This window comes from Roseateles sp. GW821-FHT09B06 (genome assembly GCF_059418245.1).
The window spans coordinates 1-527 of the sequence record NZ_JBWKPM010000073.1 but is presented as its reverse complement, the minus strand read 5'-3'; the positions used below and the strand labels follow the sequence as shown (position 1 = coordinate 527).

Genomic DNA, 527 nt, shown 5'->3' with positions numbered 1-527 from the left:
TCAGAGGATTATTCGACCGCCTTGAGCATGTCCTCGACGACCTTCTTCGCGTCGCCGAACACCATCATGGTCTTGTCCATGTAGAACAGCTCGTTGTCCAGGCCCGCATAGCCGGCCGCCATCGAACGCTTGTTGACGATGATGGTCTTGGCCTTGTAGGCCTCCAGGATGGGCATGCCGTAGATCGGGCTGCCCTTGGTCAGCGCGGCCGGGTTCACCACGTCGTTGGCGCCCAGGATGATGGCCACATCGGCCTGCCCGAACTCGGCGTTGATGTCCTCCATCTCGAACACCTGGTCGTAGGGCACCTCGGCCTCGGCCAGCAGCACGTTCATATGGCCCGGCATGCGCCCGGCCACCGGATGGATCGCGTACTTCACCGTCACGCCCTTCTCGTGCAGGCGCTCGGCCAGTTCCTTCACCGCATGCTGGGCGCGCGCCACGGCCAGGCCATAGCCCGGCACGATGATCACGCTCTCGGCATTGCCCATGATGAAGGCCGCGTCGTCGGCGCTGCCGCTCTTGAC

The 527-nt window shown here is 63.9% G+C and carries 1 protein-coding gene; it reads right to left on the bottom strand.

What is annotated here, in order from left to right:
• Positions 1-8 precede the first annotated feature (8 nt).
• Positions 9-527, bottom strand: a 519-nt coding sequence (locus AC07OQ_RS24490; protein ID WP_495055746.1) for an NAD(P)(+) transhydrogenase (Re/Si-specific) subunit beta, incomplete at its 5' end; no start/stop codon positions are given.